Annotated in this window: 13 protein-coding genes; 5 read left to right on the top strand and 8 right to left on the bottom strand. The window is 37.3% G+C overall.

What is annotated here, in order from left to right; genetic code table 11:
* Positions 1-248: 248 nt before the first annotated feature.
* A complete protein-coding gene (locus ACFIK2_RS02475) occupies positions 249-1,502 on the bottom strand; it encodes a CCA tRNA nucleotidyltransferase (RefSeq protein ID WP_375634230.1) in 1,254 nt (417 codons plus the stop codon).
* Positions 1,503-1,747: 245 nt separating this feature from the next.
* On the opposite strand from ACFIK2_RS02475, the gene ACFIK2_RS02470 reads away from it, so the two are divergent.
* From ACFIK2_RS02470 to ACFIK2_RS02450, 5 genes are all read left to right on the top strand, one after another.
* Positions 1,748-2,779, top strand: a complete 1,032-nt coding sequence (locus tag ACFIK2_RS02470) for an AAA family ATPase (RefSeq protein WP_375634232.1) — start codon at positions 1,748-1,750, stop codon at positions 2,777-2,779.
* Positions 2,780-3,691, top strand: coding sequence for a DUF58 domain-containing protein (locus tag ACFIK2_RS02465; RefSeq protein ID WP_375617591.1), 912 nt, complete (start codon positions 2,780-2,782; stop codon positions 3,689-3,691).
* Positions 3,688-6,486, top strand: a complete 2,799-nt coding sequence (locus ACFIK2_RS02460; RefSeq protein ID WP_375634234.1) for a DUF4159 domain-containing protein — start codon at positions 3,688-3,690, stop codon at positions 6,484-6,486. Before ACFIK2_RS02465 ends, ACFIK2_RS02460 begins: the two co-directional genes overlap by 4 nt.
* The gene (locus ACFIK2_RS02455) at positions 6,483-8,579 is read left to right on the top strand and encodes a glutamine amidotransferase (RefSeq protein ID WP_375634236.1); all 2,097 of its coding nucleotides are present in this window, start codon (positions 6,483-6,485) and stop codon (positions 8,577-8,579) included. Before ACFIK2_RS02460 ends, ACFIK2_RS02455 begins: the two co-directional genes overlap by 4 nt.
* 595 nt (positions 8,580-9,174) lie before the next feature.
* Positions 9,175-10,059, top strand: a complete 885-nt coding sequence (locus ACFIK2_RS02450) for a metallophosphoesterase family protein (RefSeq protein ID WP_375634238.1) — start codon at positions 9,175-9,177, stop codon at positions 10,057-10,059.
* Between the two features lie 905 nt (positions 10,060-10,964).
* Here ACFIK2_RS02450 and ACFIK2_RS02445 read toward each other — a convergent pair.
* The 7 genes from ACFIK2_RS02445 to ACFIK2_RS02415 form a co-directional block, all read right to left on the bottom strand.
* On the bottom strand, positions 10,965-11,090 hold the full coding sequence (locus ACFIK2_RS02445; RefSeq protein WP_375617587.1) for a hypothetical protein: 126 nt from the start codon (positions 11,088-11,090) through the stop codon (positions 10,965-10,967).
* Between the two features lie 347 nt (positions 11,091-11,437).
* Complete coding sequence (locus ACFIK2_RS02440; RefSeq protein WP_375634241.1) at positions 11,438-12,262, bottom strand: outer membrane protein; 825 nt, start codon at positions 12,260-12,262, stop codon at positions 11,438-11,440.
* Between the two features lie 452 nt (positions 12,263-12,714).
* A complete protein-coding gene (locus ACFIK2_RS02435; RefSeq protein ID WP_375634243.1) occupies positions 12,715-15,660 on the bottom strand; it encodes a bifunctional [glutamine synthetase] adenylyltransferase/[glutamine synthetase]-adenylyl-L-tyrosine phosphorylase in 2,946 nt (981 codons plus the stop codon).
* Between the two features lie 77 nt (positions 15,661-15,737).
* Positions 15,738-17,120, bottom strand: a complete 1,383-nt coding sequence (locus ACFIK2_RS02430; protein WP_375634245.1) for an ATP-binding protein — start codon at positions 17,118-17,120, stop codon at positions 15,738-15,740.
* Positions 17,117-17,803 (bottom strand): response regulator transcription factor, encoded by a 687-nt coding sequence (locus tag ACFIK2_RS02425; protein ID WP_273791552.1) that lies wholly within the window; start codon positions 17,801-17,803, stop codon positions 17,117-17,119. The genes ACFIK2_RS02430 and ACFIK2_RS02425 overlap by 4 nt, the downstream gene beginning before the upstream one ends.
* A gap of 72 nt (positions 17,804-17,875) precedes the next feature.
* Positions 17,876-19,387: a Do family serine endopeptidase gene (locus ACFIK2_RS02420; protein ID WP_375611163.1), complete on the bottom strand. Its 1,512-nt coding sequence runs from the start codon at positions 19,385-19,387 to the stop codon at positions 17,876-17,878.
* Between the two features lie 218 nt (positions 19,388-19,605).
* Entirely contained in the window at positions 19,606-20,016 is a 411-nt protein-coding gene (locus tag ACFIK2_RS02415; RefSeq protein ID WP_375634247.1) for a cytochrome c-type biogenesis protein CcmH, read from the bottom strand.

Raw genomic sequence — 20,016 nt, 5'->3', positions numbered from 1 at the left:
TCTCTTTATTCGTTCTCATTTTCGAGAATCCTTATCTTTGAGATGATTCATAAGAGACATTTTTCCTCTCTGTAATCATTTTTCCTCACTTGTGGCGTGTAAGGCAATAACTTTGATTGGTGTAATATGAACAGGTTTGAAATAACCTTACAATATTGTGAACTCTTATTTCACATGAATAATGATTATTATAAATTAATATGTTGACTTAAAAAATATAAACAACAGTGAGTTTATAAACAGAAATATTATAAATCAATTTTTTCTAATAGTGCATGACGATCCATTAAAAATCCGCTTTCAATCCATATCATTTCTAGCTCTTTAAGCTTTTTTCCTAAAAGTACACCTTTCGTAAAACCTTTCTTTATTAAATCGTTACCATTAATAGGAAAAGTTGGAATTTGCCATTTTTTGGCAAATTGATAAAGCTTGACATAACCCTCTGCTTTTTGCAAAGCATCACTTTTTTCCAGATGATCAAGATGTGATGCAGCGACAGACAACGATAATTGATCTAAAACTGGCTGTCGTCCATGAAAATAAATCAGTTTTTGCACAAAATGATCAGAACAGTTTTGGTTTATTATTTCTAACTCTGCCCATTCTTTTAATCGCGTTGTTTCCTTAAGAGAAAAACGCAAGCGCTGTGCCATTTCATGAAGACGCATGGGATCAGGAGGAAGAAGGCTTTCTAGCCGTAACAATGGATCAACTTTCCAACCAAGAGCCTGTTCTGTCTTCACCAATGCGTGAATTGCATCAATACCCCATCGTTCTGTTTCAGGAAAAATGAGTGGCAAAATTCTGCTTTGTCGCATCCATAAAAGAGCACGCGTTGGATCAAACGCAGCAAGAAGCTTTTTCATTTCTGCCCAAATACGTTCAGAAGAAAGCTTTTTTAAACCGTGTTTTAAACGAACACATGCCTTCAATCCTTGCACATCAGGTCGCCCTGCTCCATACCACGCAAAAAAGCGAAAAAACCGTAAAATACGCAAATAATCTTCGCCAATACGATCTTCTGCAACCCCAATAAAACGAACTGTTCGGCTAGCAATATCACTCAAACCTCCCACATCATCATAAAGGTTGCCAGCAGCATCACAATAAAGCGCATTTATCGTAAAATCTCGCCGTTCAGCATCTTTTTTCCAATCACGACCAAATGCCACTTTTGCATGACGACCATCTGTTTCAATATCGCAGCGAAGCGTTGTAACCTCATAAGAACATGAATGAGCAACTACTGTTATTGTACCAAAAGCAATCCCTGTAGGAATAGCTTTAAATCCTGCTTCTTCTACACGTGCAATAACCTGTTGCGGCAAACAGGTTGTTGCAATATCAATATCACTAATAGGCTGCCCTAGCAGTTGATTGCGCACTGCTCCCCCTACAATACGCGCCTCTTCCCCCTCCACAGACAAAACACGAAGAAGTGTTTGGATATCACTTTGTTGTAACCACGCAACCTGTTTGAAGTTCTGTCTTATACTCACCCTTTAACCTTTCAAAAATTGTCTTCATTGCTTTAAAAAACTCTCTTCATAAAACAATTTTTTTAAGACATCCCTTATAAAGCACGTCTATTTCTTCCAAAGAAACTTTTCTCTTCTTATATACGAATATAAAAAAACGGCATATGATACTTCATTTCTTCTCATTTTCTGTTACAAACAATAAGATATCCATTATCATGCAGAGAAAATTACCATTTTTGCGACAAACGCCTTAAGGAAGAAATATGAGTCAACATGATCCATCATCCAATTCTATAAAAAAGGTCAATATCAATCATGAAGCTCAAGTCATTATTGATGATATTGATACGGCACACAAAGAATTGGATATTTTACAAAAAGAAATTGACAAAGTTATTTTTGGGCAAAATCAGGTAATCGAATATGCTTTAATCGCTATTTTCGCTGGTGGTCACGCCCTTCTTGTCGGTGCTCCAGGACTTGCAAAAACACGTCTTGTTGAAACATTGGGAACAGTCTTAGGGCTTGATGAAAAACGCATCCAATTCACTCCTGACTTAATGCCATCGGATATTATTGGTTCTGAAATTATGGATTCCGATAAAGACGGTAAACGTTCTTTTCGATACATTCAAGGTCCTATTTTCACGCAACTTCTCATGGCCGATGAAATCAATCGTGCTTCCCCACGGACACAGTCAGCCCTTTTACAAGCTATGCAAGAATATCATGTTACTGTTGCAGGTAACCGTTATGATTTGCCACAACCTTTTCATGTTCTTGCAACGCAAAATCCTCTCGAACAAGAAGGGACATATCCACTTCCTGAAGCACAACTGGATCGCTTTTTGATGCAAATCGATATTGACTATCCTGACCTTACAACAGAACGACGGATTATTTTAGAAACAACAAAAGAAAAAAAATCAAATGCAAAACCAATTTTATCCGGCAAAAAATTGCAAAAAATTCAAAATATCGTTCGCAAAATGCCTCTTTCAGAAAATGTGATTGAAGCTATTTTAAAAATTGTCCGCTCATCTCGCCCTCATAAAGACAATAGCCTTGCTAATACTTATGTTTCTTGGGGACCTGGTCCACGGGCATCACAAGCCCTTTCACTTTGTGTTCGCGCTCGTGCTCTTTATTATGGACGCTTAGCTCCTTCACTTGATGATGTTGAAGCATTGGCCTATCCCGTATTACAACACCGCATGGCTCTTAATTTTTCTGCCCGTGCTGAAGATATAACCGTAAAAGATATTATCAATAACCTTGTGAAAGATGCTCTTTGAATGGCTCTTGGCAAAAAAGTTTTACAAAAGCCTCCATTGTCGCTGGCAAATGAACTGCATAAGGATACTGGCAAAATGCCATATTTCCTTTTACAAGCGCGTCATATCGCTAATACATTGATCACCGGGTGGCATAGACAACGTAAAAGCGGTAATGGGGAAAACTTTTGGCAATTTCGTCCCTATATGGAAGGAGAATCCATTACCCGCATTGATTGGCGTCGCTCAGCGCGTGATGAAAATACGTATCTCCGTGAACACGAATGGCAAACGACACAAACCGTTTGGCTTTGTCCTGATCAGAGCGCATCAATGCATTACTGTTCGCGCTTTTCTAAAATCTCTAAAGGTAATCATGCCACTATTCTTACCCTTACCTTGGCATCCCTTCTTGCACGCAGTGGCGAACATATTGCTATTCCCAACTTAATGTCCCCCACAATGACATCCAATGTCGTAGAACGAATAGCCTTTGCTTTAGAAAATCATTCAGATGAAAATTTATTTCCGGATTTTTCAACGATTACACGCTTTTCACATGTCATTATAATGAGTGATTTTCTCGACTATCCTGAAAAAATCATCCAACATTTAACCGTTTTAACTACAAAACAGGTGACAGCTCATTTAATTGAAATTTCTGATCCCGCAGAAGAAAGCTTTCCCTACACAGGTCACACAGAATTTTTGGATCCTGAAACGAAAGAGAAACATGTTTCCACTAAAGCAGAAGATCTTCGTAAGAACTATTGTAAACTATATCACGCAAGGCGACAAGAATTGGTAAATTTTTGCGCACGCCAAGGATGGTCTTATCACGTTAGTACAACAGATCAACCTTTAACAGAGACCATTTTTCATCTTGCAAATACAATGAGCGACTCTCCATTGCAAAAAAGGAGGGCACTTTGAGTTTTGCTGCTCCCTTTCTGTTACTAGGGCTTTTGTTCCTACCGGTCATTTGGTGGCTGTTGCGGATAACTCCTCCATCTCCGCGTAAAGAGCTTTTTCCTCCTTTTCGCTTCTTACCCAAACCAACTCATCAACAAGAAACAGCAAAACATACACCTTGGTGGTTGCTCTTGTTGCGTTTAACCATAGCGGCACTTGTTATCATAGCTCTAGCACGCCCCACTTGGAATCAAAAACCAATAAGCTTTTCCGGGTCTCAACCCCTTGCACTCATTATTGATAATGGTTGGGTTTCTGTAAAAGAATGGAAACAGCGCATCTCTATCGCTGAAATGCTCCTTGCACAGGCAGAAAAACAGCAAAAAAATATTTATCTTGTTGCAACGGCTGAAAATAATATCTCCAATATAGAGCCCCAACCAGCCAAGATTATAAAACAGCATTTAATGCATTTGCAACCGCGTCCTTGGCCTGTCAACCGCGTGCATGCCTTCAAAAAACTCAGCAAAATAACCAAAGGAAAACCTCTTGATATTGCTTATTTAAGTGATGGATTACAAACAAATGAAGATGAGCAAGCTTTTGCTCTTCTTGAAGAATTAAAACCTAGAAACTTCTTGTGGTATTTGACTGATATTTCCGATTTAACCGGCATAACATCCATAGAAAATAACAATGGAAACATGGGCGCGCGTATTATCCGCTCAACAACACACAGTAACACTCCCGCTATACTCAGCCTCTACGATTCAAATAATCAACTTCTCGGACAATTTACGAACAATTTCTCTGAAGGAGAAACAACAGCACTTGTTCCTTTTAATGTACCACTTGAACTACGCAATGATATCGCTTGGATAAAAATAAACAATCAAAACCATGCTGCTGCAACCTTCTTGGTAGACAGCCATAACAGGATAAGCCGTGTTGCTCTTCTCTCACCCGATACCAATGAAATGGCACAGCCTTTACTTGCTCCATTTTATTACATTATCAAAGCCTTACAAGGTCATACACAGCTTATAACAGCCGGTGGAAGAGAACTTTCAACGGATATTGATCATTTGCTTAAACAAAATCCATCTGTTTTGATTATGGGTGACATTGTTAACATACCCCCAAAAGCAGAAAAAAAACTTTCTGATTTTGTGAATAAAGGGGGAACACTCATCCGCTTTGCAGGAGAAAAACTCAGTAGCGCAGAACATTACGATAACCTTCTTCCGATACCACTACGCCCAGGTCAACGTTCCCTTGGAAGTATTATGTCTTGGACAAAACCACAAAAGCTTGCCCCTTTTGCAAAAAATAGCTTTTTCTTTGGTCTTCCCTTTCCAGGAGATGTTACTGTCTCGCGCCAAATCCTCGCAGAACCAACCCCAGATCTTTTTGAAAAAACGTGGCTTAGCCTTTCGGATGGAACTCCTCTTATTACCGCAGCAAAACGTGGTAAAGGAACCCTCATTCTCATTCATGTTGCTCCTGACCCAACATGGTCTAACCTTCCTCTTTCTGGCTTTTTTGCACAAATGCTGCAAAAATTAATCACATTAGGTTCTAACGAAAACACAAACCTAACACACAGAGAAAAAAGAACAGTGGTACAAAACCCTTGGCGAACTATAGCCGTTGACGGACAATTACAAGTACCACCCTCTGATGTTGTTCCTTTGATCTTTGACTCTCAAAATCCACCCCATCCTTCCTACCATACTCCCCCAGGACTTTATGGTGTCAAAAACGATTTTTATGCACTCAATCTCTTAACTCATTCGTCGCACTTGATGAAACAATCATCATTGCCAACTTCTCTTAATAAAAAACCTTTATCTTACGATACAAAAGAAAAAAATCTTATCGGCCCACTTTTAGGATTAGCCATCTTATTATTCGCCTTTGACAATTTTCTCATTTTATGGATAGGAGATATTTTTTCTTTCATGAAACGGCGTAATATGTTTCTCCTCCCCTTTATAAGTCTTATTGCCTTGTTTTCATATGATCCAACTCTTCATGCACAAACGAAAGAAAATCAATATGATAGTGTACAAGCTGCTGGTGCAACACATCTTGCCTATGTTATAACCAATAATCATGAAATTGATACAACGAGTAAAAGTGGTCTAGAAGCATTAAGTCAATTTATCGCAGAGCGCACAATGCTTACCCTCGGCTCTGTTACAGCACTTGATCTCGATAAAGATGAACTCTCTTTTTATCCTCTTATTTACTGGCCAATTGATGTTAAGAGTCCTATACCAACCCCCAAAAGCCTTGAAAAAATAAATAACTTTATGAAACATGGGGGAACAATTTTATTTGACACGCGCGATCAGATAAAGAGCAATCTTAATCTTGAAGGAGATGCTACTCCAGAAACGCAAAGATTACGAGATATCTTAAAAGAGTTAAATATTCCATCCATTGAGCCAGCATCAACGGATCATGTTGTTGCACGTTCTTTTTATATTATGCCAGATTTTCCTGGTCTCTACCGTGGTTCACCTTTATGGATTGAATCCTCATCAACAAACAAAAAAAATAAAAATTCCCTTGCCAGCGGCGATAATGTAAGTTCTCTTCTCATTACTGCCAATAACTTTGCTGGTGCTTGGGCACTCGATAAAAAAGGGTCATGGAAATATCCCCTTGTTCCCAATGATCCAATGCAACGTCTATGGGCATTTCGTGCAGGTTTAAATATTGTCCTTTATGTTCTTACAGGAAACTATAAAGCGGATCAAGTTCATGTTCCAGCACTCTTGGAACGCTTTAAAAGAGAAAGAAGGCAATGATATCATTTTTCACTTTTCAGCCTTTTTTACCACTCATTTGGATTCTGTTCTTAAGTGGAATATCGATTCTTTTTGTCGTTGTTGGTCTTGTTACGCAACGGCAAGGTTCTTTATTTCGTCTGATGGCATTAAGCGCCCTCATCCTTGCTTTGCTCAATCCAATGATCATAAAAGAACAGCGTGAACCACTGAAAAGCACAGTAGGAATTGTTATTGACCGCAGCAAAAGCCAAACATTTGGAACACGTACAAACGACAGTGATGAAGCGCGCGCGCAATTAACTCAAGCATTGGCGCATTATCCACAATTTGAACCACGCTTTATTGAAGCTGGAAAACTTGCTGATAATCAGTATGCGCCCTCAACGAATTTGTTTGAGGCTTTAACACAAGCAGTATCTGATGTACCGCTCTCTCGTTATGCAGGAACCATTTTTATCACCGATGGACAAGTGCATGACATTCCTGACCTATCAGACCTTCATCATGAAGCACCTCTCAATGCCCTGATTACAGGGCACTCAGATGAATTTGATCGCCAAATCAAGTTTATTTCTCCTCCACGCTTTGCCCTTGTCAACAAACCACAAACGCTCTCCATTTTGGTAGAAGATAAAGGCCCCGCCAAAAAAACAATACCACAGAAAGCAAATATTACACTAAGCGTCAATGGACAAGACATTGGCCATTATTCTGTGACTCCTGGCGTGATTTTTCAAACTGAAATTAGCCTTCCTCATGCTGAAAAAAATATTATCCAAGTTATAACTGATCCACACAAAGGTGAACTAAGCTTTAAAAACAACCGCGCCATAACAATTATTGAAGGAATCAGAGAAAATTTACGCGTTCTTCTTATTTCAGGTGCTCCTTATAATGGAGAACGGACATGGCGAGACCTTTTGAAAGGTGACTCTAATATTGATCTTGTTCACTTTACTATTTTGCGTCCCCCCACCAAAGCAGATAATACGCCCTCAAGCCAATTATCCTTAGTGGTCTTTCCCACAAGAAAACTCTTTGTTGAAGAAATTAATAACTTTGATCTCATCATCCTTGATGGCTACCAGCACTCTACTGTTCTCCCCTTAATCTACTATGATTATATCGCCCAATATGTACAAAAGGGTGGTGCATTGCTGATGGTAACAGGACCTGAATTTACCCAAAAAAACTCACTTGCGAAAACACCTTTAATAAGCATTTTACCGGCATTGCCCAATGGAACTATTATTGAAAAACCTTTTCGCCCCACATTAACCAAAGAAGGTGAGCGCCATCCTGTCACAAGGGGTCTTGCAACACTTAACCTTCCCGCTTCTCAATGGGGGCAGTGGTTGCGACAAATTGCTATTCAAAACATAAATAACGGAATCGCCCTCATGAAAGGAGCCGATGAACAACCACTTTTACTTCTCTCGCATGTTGATAAAGGACGTGTAGGCATGTTGCTCTCTGATGAAAGTTGGCTTTGGGCACGAGGTTTCGAAGGCGGTGGTCCTTATGCTGCTCTTTATCGTCGTATTGCCCATTGGCTCATGAAAGAACCAGAACTTGAGGAAGAAAAATTAAGTGCGACCAGCAGCCATCATCATTTAACAATTCGCCGCCAAACTCTAAAAGACCATCCAGAACCCGCTGAAATAATCTTTCCCTCTGGAAAAAAAGAAAATATTACTCTGACCAAAGAGCAAGAAGGCCTTTTTACTGCAACTGTGACCACTGATGAGACAGGAATTTTTACCATTAAAAATGGCGGTTTAACAATACTTTCTTCTGTAGGGATGCTCGATAATCTTGAGTTGTTTGACTTGATTTCAACACAAGAAAAACTAGCCCCCATTATTAAGCACACTGGTGGCTACATCGGACGTTTACACCCTGAAGGAAAAGAAAACATTCATCTTCCTCCATTTAAGCTGATTCAATCAAAAACAAGTCCGTCCTCTTCCCCAGCACATTCAATTGTTCTGAAAGAAGCAACAGAAACCCGTTTAATCAATACCTTTTATTTTTCGATATTTTCTGGTTTTTTTGCACTGCTTGCTTACCTTTTACTGTTGAGCAGCATGTGGTATTATGAAGGCCGTTAAAAAGTCTGAGATTTCGTATAATAGTTTTAAAATTCAGCTTATCTTTTTACGTATCTACTTGTCTTTTGTAATTAGATAACGTATTGATTTATAACTCAAAATACAGTGGAATTCTCCTTATTTCTAATATCCTCATATTAAAACAATAAAAAACATTCTCTTGCGTATTATTAGAAGAGATGCTGTATGGATAGAAACCATTGAAGAAAAGAGTGAAATACCTCTTATGAATCCTCTTAAAGCAAAGCAAGGATTTTCATAAAATTGGGGGAAAATAGTATGATGTTTTTTATTTGCACCTTGTATAAGTGTAGAGATGGTAGTGTACAGTAAGCCCTATATAGTTCACAGAAGCTTTCCATTATAATATCGAGTACCGTCGTGAAGTTAGCTCAAACGCATTGAGAAATGTTTTTTTACAAATATGTGAATCTACAACACAATGATATTTTATTAGGGATATTCTATTTGGAACATTCCGCTTGAGACGTTCTTTTTTGCAAGCTAATTTTCATTTTACAATCTTTCTTGCCTTTAAGCACTAACTTATCTTATGTTTATTCTTTAAATCGTTTTTAATCCTCTACGAGCTTTTATGTTTTATCTTGCCCATATATCGGATGTACATCTTTCCCCTCTCCCGCAACCTTCCCTTTTTGAACTTTCTGGGAAGCGTCTTACCGGTTATCTGAACTGGCAAAAAAAACGTAAGAGTCAGATGGCAACAGATGTCCTAGAAACTGTAATAGATGCCTTGAACAAAAAAAAACCTGATCACCTTGTGATCTCTGGTGATCTTGTAAATCTTGCTCTCGATAAAGAATTTGTACAAGCTCATCGTTGGCTACTTAACCTAGGAAAACCTCAAGATATTTCTTTAACATTTGGAAATCACGATGCCTATGTCCGCGGCGCTTTACAAAAAGCATGCACTCTTTTTAAACCTTGGATTACAGGTGACATCCCTCAAAAAAGCGTCTTTCCTTATATGCGCATTCGCAAAGATGTTGCCATCATAGCAGCTTCTTCAGCCATTGCGACATTGCCTTTTCAAGCTTCTGGCTATTTTGGTAAAATGCAAGCGCAAACTTTACCGCTCTTTTTAAAGGAAGCAGCACAGCGCAACCTTTTTCGTGTCGTCATGATTCACCACCCCCCCTTTCCAAAGGCAACGTCTTGGCATAAAAAACTACGGGATATAAAACGTTTTCTAGACGTTATCAAATATCACGGTTGTGAGCTTATTCTTCACGGACATACTCATTTACCCACATTGAATTACATTGAAGGACCAATTAAAAAAATTCCTATTGTTGGTGTTCCTTCCGCATCACAAGCTTTTGGTGATAAAAAACCACCCGCAGGCTTTAATTTATTTTCCATTGAACGCTTACAAAATCAATGGCATTGCCAATTACAACGTTATAGCATTATCAATCTTCAAAACGAGATTGCATGTACTGAAACAATTAATCTTTAAACACCTTCATAGTTGCCAAAACAACAAAAAACGAAAATATTTTTATTTCATATTCCTTTGAAAATCATAATTCTTATTTCCCTTTTTCTCCTTAAAAGACAAAGTTTCACCTTCTCTGTCAATAGATCAATTTTTCTCAGACAGTTCCATCTGCTGCCCCACTTATGTGACTAGCTTTTTACAAACTTATCGGTTTTCTTCCTTCCCGCCCTAAAGAACGAAAATTCTACCACATCTGATTTATAAATAATCCGGATTCTTGTCTCACGGGTTCCAGCTGCTAATTGCGCATGTGATTTACTTCACAAAGCTCTACACATAAACCCTGCTTTGAATTTCATCATACACTCCTCCAAAAGCATCTAATGCGTAAAATCCTTATATTATTACAATGATGATATTTTATAGAATAATAGAGAAGCTCATTCAGCGTCTATACCTGAAAATCAATGCCTAAAAAAGCCAAATAATAACTAAAGTATATAATTTCAATAACCCAACCTACTTGTGATTCATAAACAAATGATGTTGATTGATTTATCGTAAATAGATTTGAAATGATCCATTACTATTTCACTCGACATTTATTATCGTACATTAAAAAAGTTATAAAAAATAGTAGATTATATTTCGATAACAGACATAGGTAATAATGTTTTTTATGTCTCAATAAATTCCTAATTTTCTCTCTATTTTTTCCTATAAATCACTTTATAATACTCTTTATAATTATTTTATTATTGAGTTACATTGCGGATGTAATTTTACGTGCTTTAGAATTTTTTTGCGATCTTTTTGTTATTAAATAAAATATTTTACGATACCGCAAAACAGAAAAGTTGATTGTATGAGAGATCTTTCAAATAAAATAAAATGCCATTAGCTTGCCAATTCACATGTTGGTTTTAAAAAGCATCTTTTAAAGCACCAAAACCCATTTCCCGACGGCACCTATGAATGATGTAATGATAAGTCCATTTAGCAACACCATCTTCACGTTTATGGAAAAGCAAGCTAGTATCAAATCTCATACTTTGCCACCCCCTAATGTAGCAACAGCCTTTAGCACTTAAGATAGTTCATAAGAAGCATTTTTATTCTTTCTTTAATGTTTTTTATCTCACGACTCCCCCTCTTTTTGACGTGCAAAAGACATGGTTTTGATTGGTTCAATATAGTATAGGTTTAAAATGAGAAAATCTTATGACACTCGGGTCTCTCACTCAACATGACAAAAAGTAATTTATATTTATAAATCAAAGTATTGTTCGAATAAAATAGTAGCCCTTTTGAGTAAAGGATATTTACTAGAACATACCTGAAAAATAAAAGCCTCATTCGAAAATGAGACTTTTGAAGTGTTTTATTCTGCAAAAAATTAAAATTTATAAGCTACACCCACGCGGAAATCATTTGTTTTGTAGCCCATTTCAAATTTATCCTGTATGAACTTCTTTTTGCCAAAATCTGAATAACGATATTCTGCACGCACAATGACATTATCAGTCATTGCAAAATCAATACCACCTCCAAGGGTATAACCAATCATGGTCTTTTTTTCATCATGCAACCAATCAGAAAAATCAACTTCTCCATTTTTGCTATCAGCTACTGCCGCAAAAATATTCTGAAGCTGCGTATAAGCAATCCCTCCGGAAATATAAGGCATCATACGCTCAATCGCAAAACCAACTCTCACCCGTGTAGCACCAGCCCATTTTTGTTTTAAAGTATGACGTACAGCTTTAATACGCCTTGTTGAATCATTCTCCTGCAAATCTCTTGTTAGACTTGTTTCTTCTATAGGTTTTGGTGTTTCTTCAGTTGGACTTTTTTTCGGTAGATTGACATCTTTAGAATCCTTTTTACCAGACCACATAATATCTGTATCAACACCTATAATAAAACTATTATCGATATCAATATTGGAACCCGCATAAACTCCCCCGATAAAACCAGAAAGTTTAGGTAAATTCTCCTTTCCAATTGGATTCCATATCCCTGTCTCATGTTTTAAATAACTTGCAGTTGTTTTACCTGAAAAGTTACCAATCTGTCCTCCAAGATAAAATCCTGTCCAAGACAAAGCAGGCGCTGGAATAACAGGAACAGGTTGTTCAGGAATAACGATATCCGACGCCTGTACTACAGAAATTGAAATTAAAGAAAATAGAGATGTTGAGGCTAAATACTTTGTAATCATAATTGCTCCCCTAAAAGCTAATGTGATACATAAATAACGGTAAATCGTTTCACAATTTTTTGAAAAAATCTATAGCAAAAATGACACAGTTAAAAAATTAAAATTAGTTTTAAATAAAGCTTAAATATTATTTATAATTTCCAGAAACTATTAATCTATAGCAGCTTTTATAGCTTCATATTGATCATCATTATATTCAATAATATAAATAATTATAATGTCAATTTTTTGAAAAAATGAGATAACGCTCATAAAAAATATGATTCACTAAATTAATCACTCATCGTTTTTTGTATAAAGAATGATACCTAGAATGGAGAATTTTTTCATCACACTTGAAAAACCAGTAGAGAACTTCACTCTAACCATCTCAAGCGTCTATGAAATGAAAGACAAAAAATTAATATATAAAAATGGAATTAATAATTTTTATTTATTCTTATAGAATTATTTTAATGTTTCATGATTTTTGAAAAAACTGAACAGACCAATTGCCCAGTTTCTGCAATTAATTTTTCAACACGAAGCAAATCAGGTTCCCCAACACTATTCAACAAAAGGTCACTTAATCCAGGTGGCATATCATTGGGATCAAGAGAATCATTTAAGCAAAGCCGTATAATTTGACTCAAATTTGTATAAAGACGATAGGCATAATGTAAATCAGCAATACATGACTGATTAAGAAAACTGTTTGGTAAGTGATCTAAAATATCCGCTGTCGTCGCTCCAATTTGAAACTCAATGACATGCGTAATAAGAGAAAATTGAGCAATAAACTCCAAATCCATAATGCCACCAGACATCGTTTTTAAATCCCATTGATTTTTTGGCGGCTTTTCTTTTGCAATCAAGGCACGCATTTCACATACTTCTTTTGCAACTTCCTTCTTATCACGAGAAATAGCAATAATTGCACACACTTCATTTTCTAGCTTTTGTAAAAAATCAGGGTCTCCTGCAATGCCTCGAGCCCTTGTTAAAGCAAGATATTCCCATATCCATGCTTCTTGGCGGTAATACTTTTTAAAAAATGGAAAAGAAACAGCAATAGGTCCTTTATTGCCTAATGGCCGTAACCTTAAATCAACGACATAAAGAATACCTTGGCTTGTAAGAGTGGATAAAGCAGAAACGAGGCGCTGTGCTAAACGCGTATAATATTGAGAGATATAAAGAGGCTTTTCTCCATCAGATATTTCTGCATCATTATCGTGTTCATAAAGCAAAACAAGGTCAACATCGGAATCTGCTGTTAATTCGCGACTTCCAAGCTTCCCCATACCCAATATGCCAACACGCCCCCCTTTAATACGACCATGAAGACGAGAAAATTCCTCTTGAACGGTAGCAAATGTTTTTGTAATCATAAGATCAGCAAGCGCAGTAAAAGCAAAACCCGCTCTTTCTCCTGTAATTGTACCGTTTAAAATTCGAATACCAATCAAAAAACGTTGTTCATCTGCAAAAATCCTTAAATGGTCAAGAATTTTCTCATAAGAAAGAACATTTTCAAGAAAATATTCAAGCCGTTTTTCTAAGTACGTTTTGGTCGGTAATTCTGAAAGAATATTCGGATCTAACATTCCATCAAAAACATGGGACCTGCGTGCAATAATTTCTGCAAGACGTGGAGCAGCCCCCATAATAAGGACAAGCATATCCAAAAGAGAAGGATTAGACTGCAAAAGACTAAAAAGCTGAATTCCTGAAGGTAAGCCCTGTAAAAAACCATCAAAACGCAACATCGCCTCATCAGCTCGTTTTGTCCCACCAAAAGCTTTCAAAAGAGCTGGTGTTAATTCCGTTAATCTCTCGCGTGCTTCGGCTGATTGCGTTGCTTTATAACGACCAAAATGGAGCGTGCGCATAATACGACAAATATCACTTGCTCTTTCGAAACCTAAACGGCTTAACGTTATTAATGTCTCTGGATCATCTTCTTCACCTGTAAAAACTAAATTACCAATTTCTAAACCAAGTTCTTGCTCATTCTCAAAAAGTGCAGCATAATGTTTTTCAACAACCTGAAGTGTTTTTAATAAATCACGGATAAAACTGTTACTGTCTTGATAACCCATTAAATAGGCAACACTCGTGAATTGAGCAGTATCATTTGGAAGAAGATGTGTTTGTTCATCGAAAAGCATTTGAATACGATGTTCTACATTTCGAAGAATAGCATAACTTTTTATAAGGCTATTTCTCGTTTTCTCACTGATCCAACCAAGCGTGTGAAGTTCTGCTAACATTGCAACTGTCTGACGTCCACGTAATTGAGGAAAACGTCCACCAGCAATGAGCTGCTGTGTCTGAACAAAAAACTCAATCTCACGAATACCACCACGACCTAACTTTATATTATGCCCATAAGCTGCAATTTGACCATAATTTTTATGCGCATGAATTTGACGTTTGATCGAATGAATATCAGCAATAGCAGCGTAATCTAAATATTTCCGCCACACATAGGGAAAAAGCTCTTTGAGAAAGTTAAAACCTGCCCTCTTATCACCAGCAACTGGACGTGCTTTAATCATGGCTGCTCGTTCCCAATTTTGCCCACGCCCTTCGTAATAACGCAATGCAGTCCTTACTGGTAAGGCCAAAGGGGTTGATCCTGGATCTGGACGAAGACGAAAATCAAGACGAAAAACATATCCTTCCGCAGTGCGTTCTTGAATGATACGGATTAATCGGCGTACCATTTTAGAAAATATGTCAACACTTTCAGAAAGATTACCAATATGAGGTGATGTTTCATCAATGAAAACAATAAGATCAATATCAGAAGAATAATTAAGTTCCCCTGCTCCTAACTTTCCCATCCCTAAAATAATTAAACCACAGTCTTTTTCTGGATTCTCACGGCTTAATAAATTGATCTTACCATGATCATGCGCTTCTCTTAATAGAAAACGTAGTGCTACACTTAATGCTGCTTCGCCCAAACGTGTCAACCAAGCACATGAAACTTCGTAAGTAAAAACACCACCCAAATCAGCTAAAGCAATAAGAACATGCGCTTCTCGTTTTTTGCGCCTTAAAGCAGCCATCAATGAAGTTTCATTTATAGCTTCATCCTTATCAATAGCTGTAATATCATCTATAATTTCGCTCAGCCTTGTTTCTATATCAACATTTAATAAAGCACTAAGATATGATGGGTTGGCAATTAAAACCTCACGCAAAAAAGGAGATAAGGTCATAACCGAACTGATAAAATCAATCTGCGTTCCACTCTCTGAAATGATGGAAACAAGCGATTCTAAACCTTCTTTCCTTGCTTGTTCTTCCATGTCTTTTAACCATTGGGAACCACTTTTATCGAGAGGACATAAAGGGAGAAGCTGTGTTTTAAAAAAAGCTTGTTTCGTCTGCGCTCCCTTGAAAAGCATTTTTCTTTCCTTTCTATTGCTTTATACTTTTAAAATAGTTGTTACGTATGAAAAGAGAAAAGTGAAGAAAAATATCTTTAAGGAAATAACAAAATAGCCCTAAGCCCTGGATTTGCATTTTCAAGTAACAATTCACCCCCATGAAGCTTCATAACCGCTTTTGCTATACTTAAACCAATCCCAAACCCAGGTTGTGTGCGGCTTTCTTCAAGACGAACAAATCGTTCTGTCACTTTTTCACGTTTATCCTCTGCTATTCCTGGTCCATTATCGCTCACAACAACTAATAAATGTTCATCACGATATTCCATTGATAAGCAAACCTTCGCTTGCCTTCCACCTTTAGGCGCATATTTAATTGCATTATCTATAAGATTAAAAATTGATTGTGCAACAAGCTCACGATTCAATTTTAGCTCTTTATCAAATATATCTCCCAACTGAAGTAAAACACCTGACTCCTCAGCAAAAGGTTCGTAAAGCTCAACAGCATCCTCAATGATCAATTTCATATTCATCATTTCAAGATGTTCAATTGCACTGCTGGCCTCAATACGTGAAATCATTAAAATCGCATTGAACGTACAAATAAGTTGATCTGACTCTGCAATAACCCTATCAAGGACCTGACGATATTCAAGCTTTGTCTTATTTCCTGAAAGTGCCTCTTCAGCGCGATTTCTAAGACGCGTTAACGGCGTTTTCAGATCATGAGCAATATTATCTGATACTTGACGTAAACCAATATTTAACTCTTCAATGCGGTCTAACATAACATTAAGATTGGTTGACAATCGATCAAACTCATCCCCTACTCCAGAAACAGGTAAACGCCCACTGAAATCACCATCCATCAAGCGCTGTGATGCAGCCGTTACATGATCAATCCTTTGTAAAGCTCTCCTGCCAACAAAAAACCATATGAGTAAAGCGCCTCCAACCATTGCAGCAAGTGCAATGATCACAGCTTTGCGAATAACAACAGCAAAACGTTCTGGCTCATCCAAATCACGTCCTATAAGAATCTTCATAGCATTAGGCAAATCAACAATAACCGCCAAAGCGCGATGTTCACTTGTTTTGCCATGTTCTCCAAAACGGGAATACAAAAAAGAGGTAGAAATAAAACCACTCTGATTCAAAAGACCTAATTCAATACGTGCTACATTTCCTGCTAAAATACGCCCCATAGAATCTGTAACAAGATAAAGAAATGCTCCTGGTTGTCTTGAACGATAATCAATAGTGCGCATTAATAAGGATAATCCCCCATAATTATAAGCATTTTCAATATACTTTAATTCTTCATGTAAAGCCTGTTCAGTTTGCTCTGTTAACAATGAAGCAGAAAATGCCGTCATATAAATAGAAAGTCCTGTTGCCACCAATCCAAACAATAAAATGTAAAGTGCTGAAAGCCTTAGCGCCGTCGTGCGCATTATATTAATCAAACGATTCATGCTTTGTTATCTGGTACTTTCAGCATATATCCAGCTCCACGCACTGTATGGAGAAGGGGAACATCAAAATCTTTTTCAATTTTGGCTCTCAAACGAGAGATATGGACATCAATGACATTCGTTTGTGGATCAAAATGGTAATTCCAAACGTTTTCCAAAAGCATAGTGCGTGTAACAACCTGCCCCGCATAACGCATCAAATATTCAAGTAAACGAAACTCTCGTGGTTGCAATAGAATGTTTCTATCACCTCGTTTTACCGTATGTGCTAACCGATCAAGCTCAAGATTACCTACACAGTAAACAGTTTCTGCTTCTTTAGGATTTTTCCGCCGTTGTAAAACTTCAACACGCGCAAGAAGTTCAGAAAAAGCATAAGGCTTTGTCAAATAATCATCTCCCCCTGCACGCAGCCCCGTTACACGATCATTAACTTGCCCTAAAGCAGACAGAATAAGAACCGGTGTTTCATTGCCTTTAGCGCGCAATTCAGCAATAATAGAAAGACCATCACGATGCAAAAGCATTCGGTCAACAACCATAACGTCATAATTTTCCGTGGTTGCTAAAGCATATCCCGTATCCCCATCATAAGCAACATCAACAGAATGCCCTACTTCCAAAAATGCTTTTTCGAGATAATGCCCCGTCTCATGATCATCTTCAATAACGAGTATCTTCATAAAACGTATCTCCATTATTTTATTATGTTGTAGGACAAATATTTAATAAACATTTGTCCTACAACTAAAGCCTTATTTTTTGAAAATTGGAAGAGCAACAAAACGATTTTGATCATTTGTTCGCACTTGTAAGAGTATAGCCTTTCGTCCTAACTGCTGAGCATTTTTGATTGTGTTAATAATATCAGAGACTCGTTTAACCGGTTTATTATTTACTGTCACAATGATATCACCAGGGCGTATCCCTTTATCTGCAGCATCTGAATCGGTATCGACATCCGTTACGACAACCCCTACACCATCATCAGAAGGCATAACAATCAAACCATAATCTTCCAATGTTTCATCTAAATCACTCTGTCCATTTGAATATTTTGAAGTCTCTTTCTTACTTTCATCTTCAGACATTGAAGCGAGTTTAACCTTTATACTCTCCTCCTTACCTGATCTCCAAATCCCTATGGTTACCATTTCTCCTGGTTTAATATTTGCAATACGTTTCGCCAACTCACGCGCATCAGCAACTTTTTCATTATTCACTGAAATAATTACATCACCCGCTTTAATACCAGCCTTTTCTGCCGGTCCTTTTAACGGATCAGTAACCAAAGCACCTTTGGCTTCTTTCAATCCTATTGAATCGGAAATCTCCTTTGTTACCGGCTGAATCTGAACACCTAACCAACCACGTTGAACTGAACCTTTTTCAATAAGTTGTTGTACAACCTGTTTTACAGTCGCTGCTGGAATAGCAAAAGCAATCCCAACATTTCCTCCAGAAGGAGAAAAAATTGCTGTATTAACCCCAACAACCTTTCCATTAAGATCAAACGTTGGACCACCAGAGTTTCCTCTATTAACAGCAGCATCAATCTGAATAAAATCATCGTATACACCAGTGCCAATATCACGTCCACGTGCAGAAACAATACCTGCTGTCACAGTTCCACCAAGACCAAATGGATTCCCAATAGCAACAACCCAATCCCCAACACGAAGCTTTGAATCATCACCAAAATCAACATAAGAAAATTTTCTTTTATCATTCACTTTTAATACGGCAAGGTCGGTTTTTGGGTCTTTCCCAATGAGCTTTGCGTTCAATTCTGTACCATCATCAAGAACAACAGTATAACTTGTTCCGTCAGAAATCACATGATCATTGGTCACAATGTAACCATCAGACGAAATAAAAAAACCCGATCCAAAAGCAACAGGACGGAGTCTCTGCGATTGGTGCGGAAATTTATTTTTAGGTTTATCAAAATCATAAAACTCTTTAAAAAATCTTTTTAAAGGATGCTGATCTGGTAATTGATCAAGTCCTGGACCACTAAAAAAGTTGCTAAAGAACCTATCTTCTTTCTTTTTATTGCTCTTTACTTGTACTGCCACAACGGCTGGTTTCACTTGAGCAACAATATCGGCAAATCCCTGTTGTTGCATTAACGAAGTAAATACAGAACTTGCATGAGCCTTTGTCATCCACAAGCTTGATGTACATCCACTAAAAAACAGTGCACTTTCCAATATCGCAGAAAAACTCACTGCGACAAATGTTTTAAAGAAAGCCTTTTTAACCATTTATTCTATGCTCCTATTCAATCATACCTATATTTCAATTCCGATCACTTATAAAATACCAGACCTTACCGTTTTCTGTCTAAATTATTAAAGTTTTGTAAGGTTTCAGTATTCCCTAATATAATTACAATAAGATTGTCTGCTTATTGCAGATGATCTGATTTTTTTCTTTTATGTAACATTTTTTTTAATGCAATGACATTTTTGACTGTTCTTTTTCATTCACATAACGCATGATTATTCCGTTTGAAGTGGAAAAATATAATACTTACGCCAATGATAATAATGATCAAAGGCGAGAACCATAAAAACCAAGTTATTTTATTCAATGGTGGTTTCAAGAGAATAAATTCACCATATCGCTCAACAAGAAAGTCAGTGACTTGCTGATTACTATAGCCCATTTTTAGCCTTTCCCGAATTAAAAGCCGTAAATCACCTGCTAAAGCAGCATCTGAATCATCAATTGATTGATTTTGACAAACCGGACAACGTAAATGCGATGAAATATGGCGTGCTCGCGCTTCAAGAATCTTATCCTTTAAAATCTCATCCGGCTCTACTGCTATTGCTAATCGAAAAGGAAACGTTGCAATTAAAAAAAATACAATCCAAAGAATTTTTTTCAT

This window comes from Bartonella sp. AP88XZML, assembly GCF_042195565.1.
Classification (GTDB): domain Bacteria; phylum Pseudomonadota; class Alphaproteobacteria; order Rhizobiales; family Rhizobiaceae; genus Bartonella.
The sequence above is the reverse complement of the archived record's forward strand: the minus strand, read 5'-3'. Positions and strand labels throughout refer to the sequence as shown.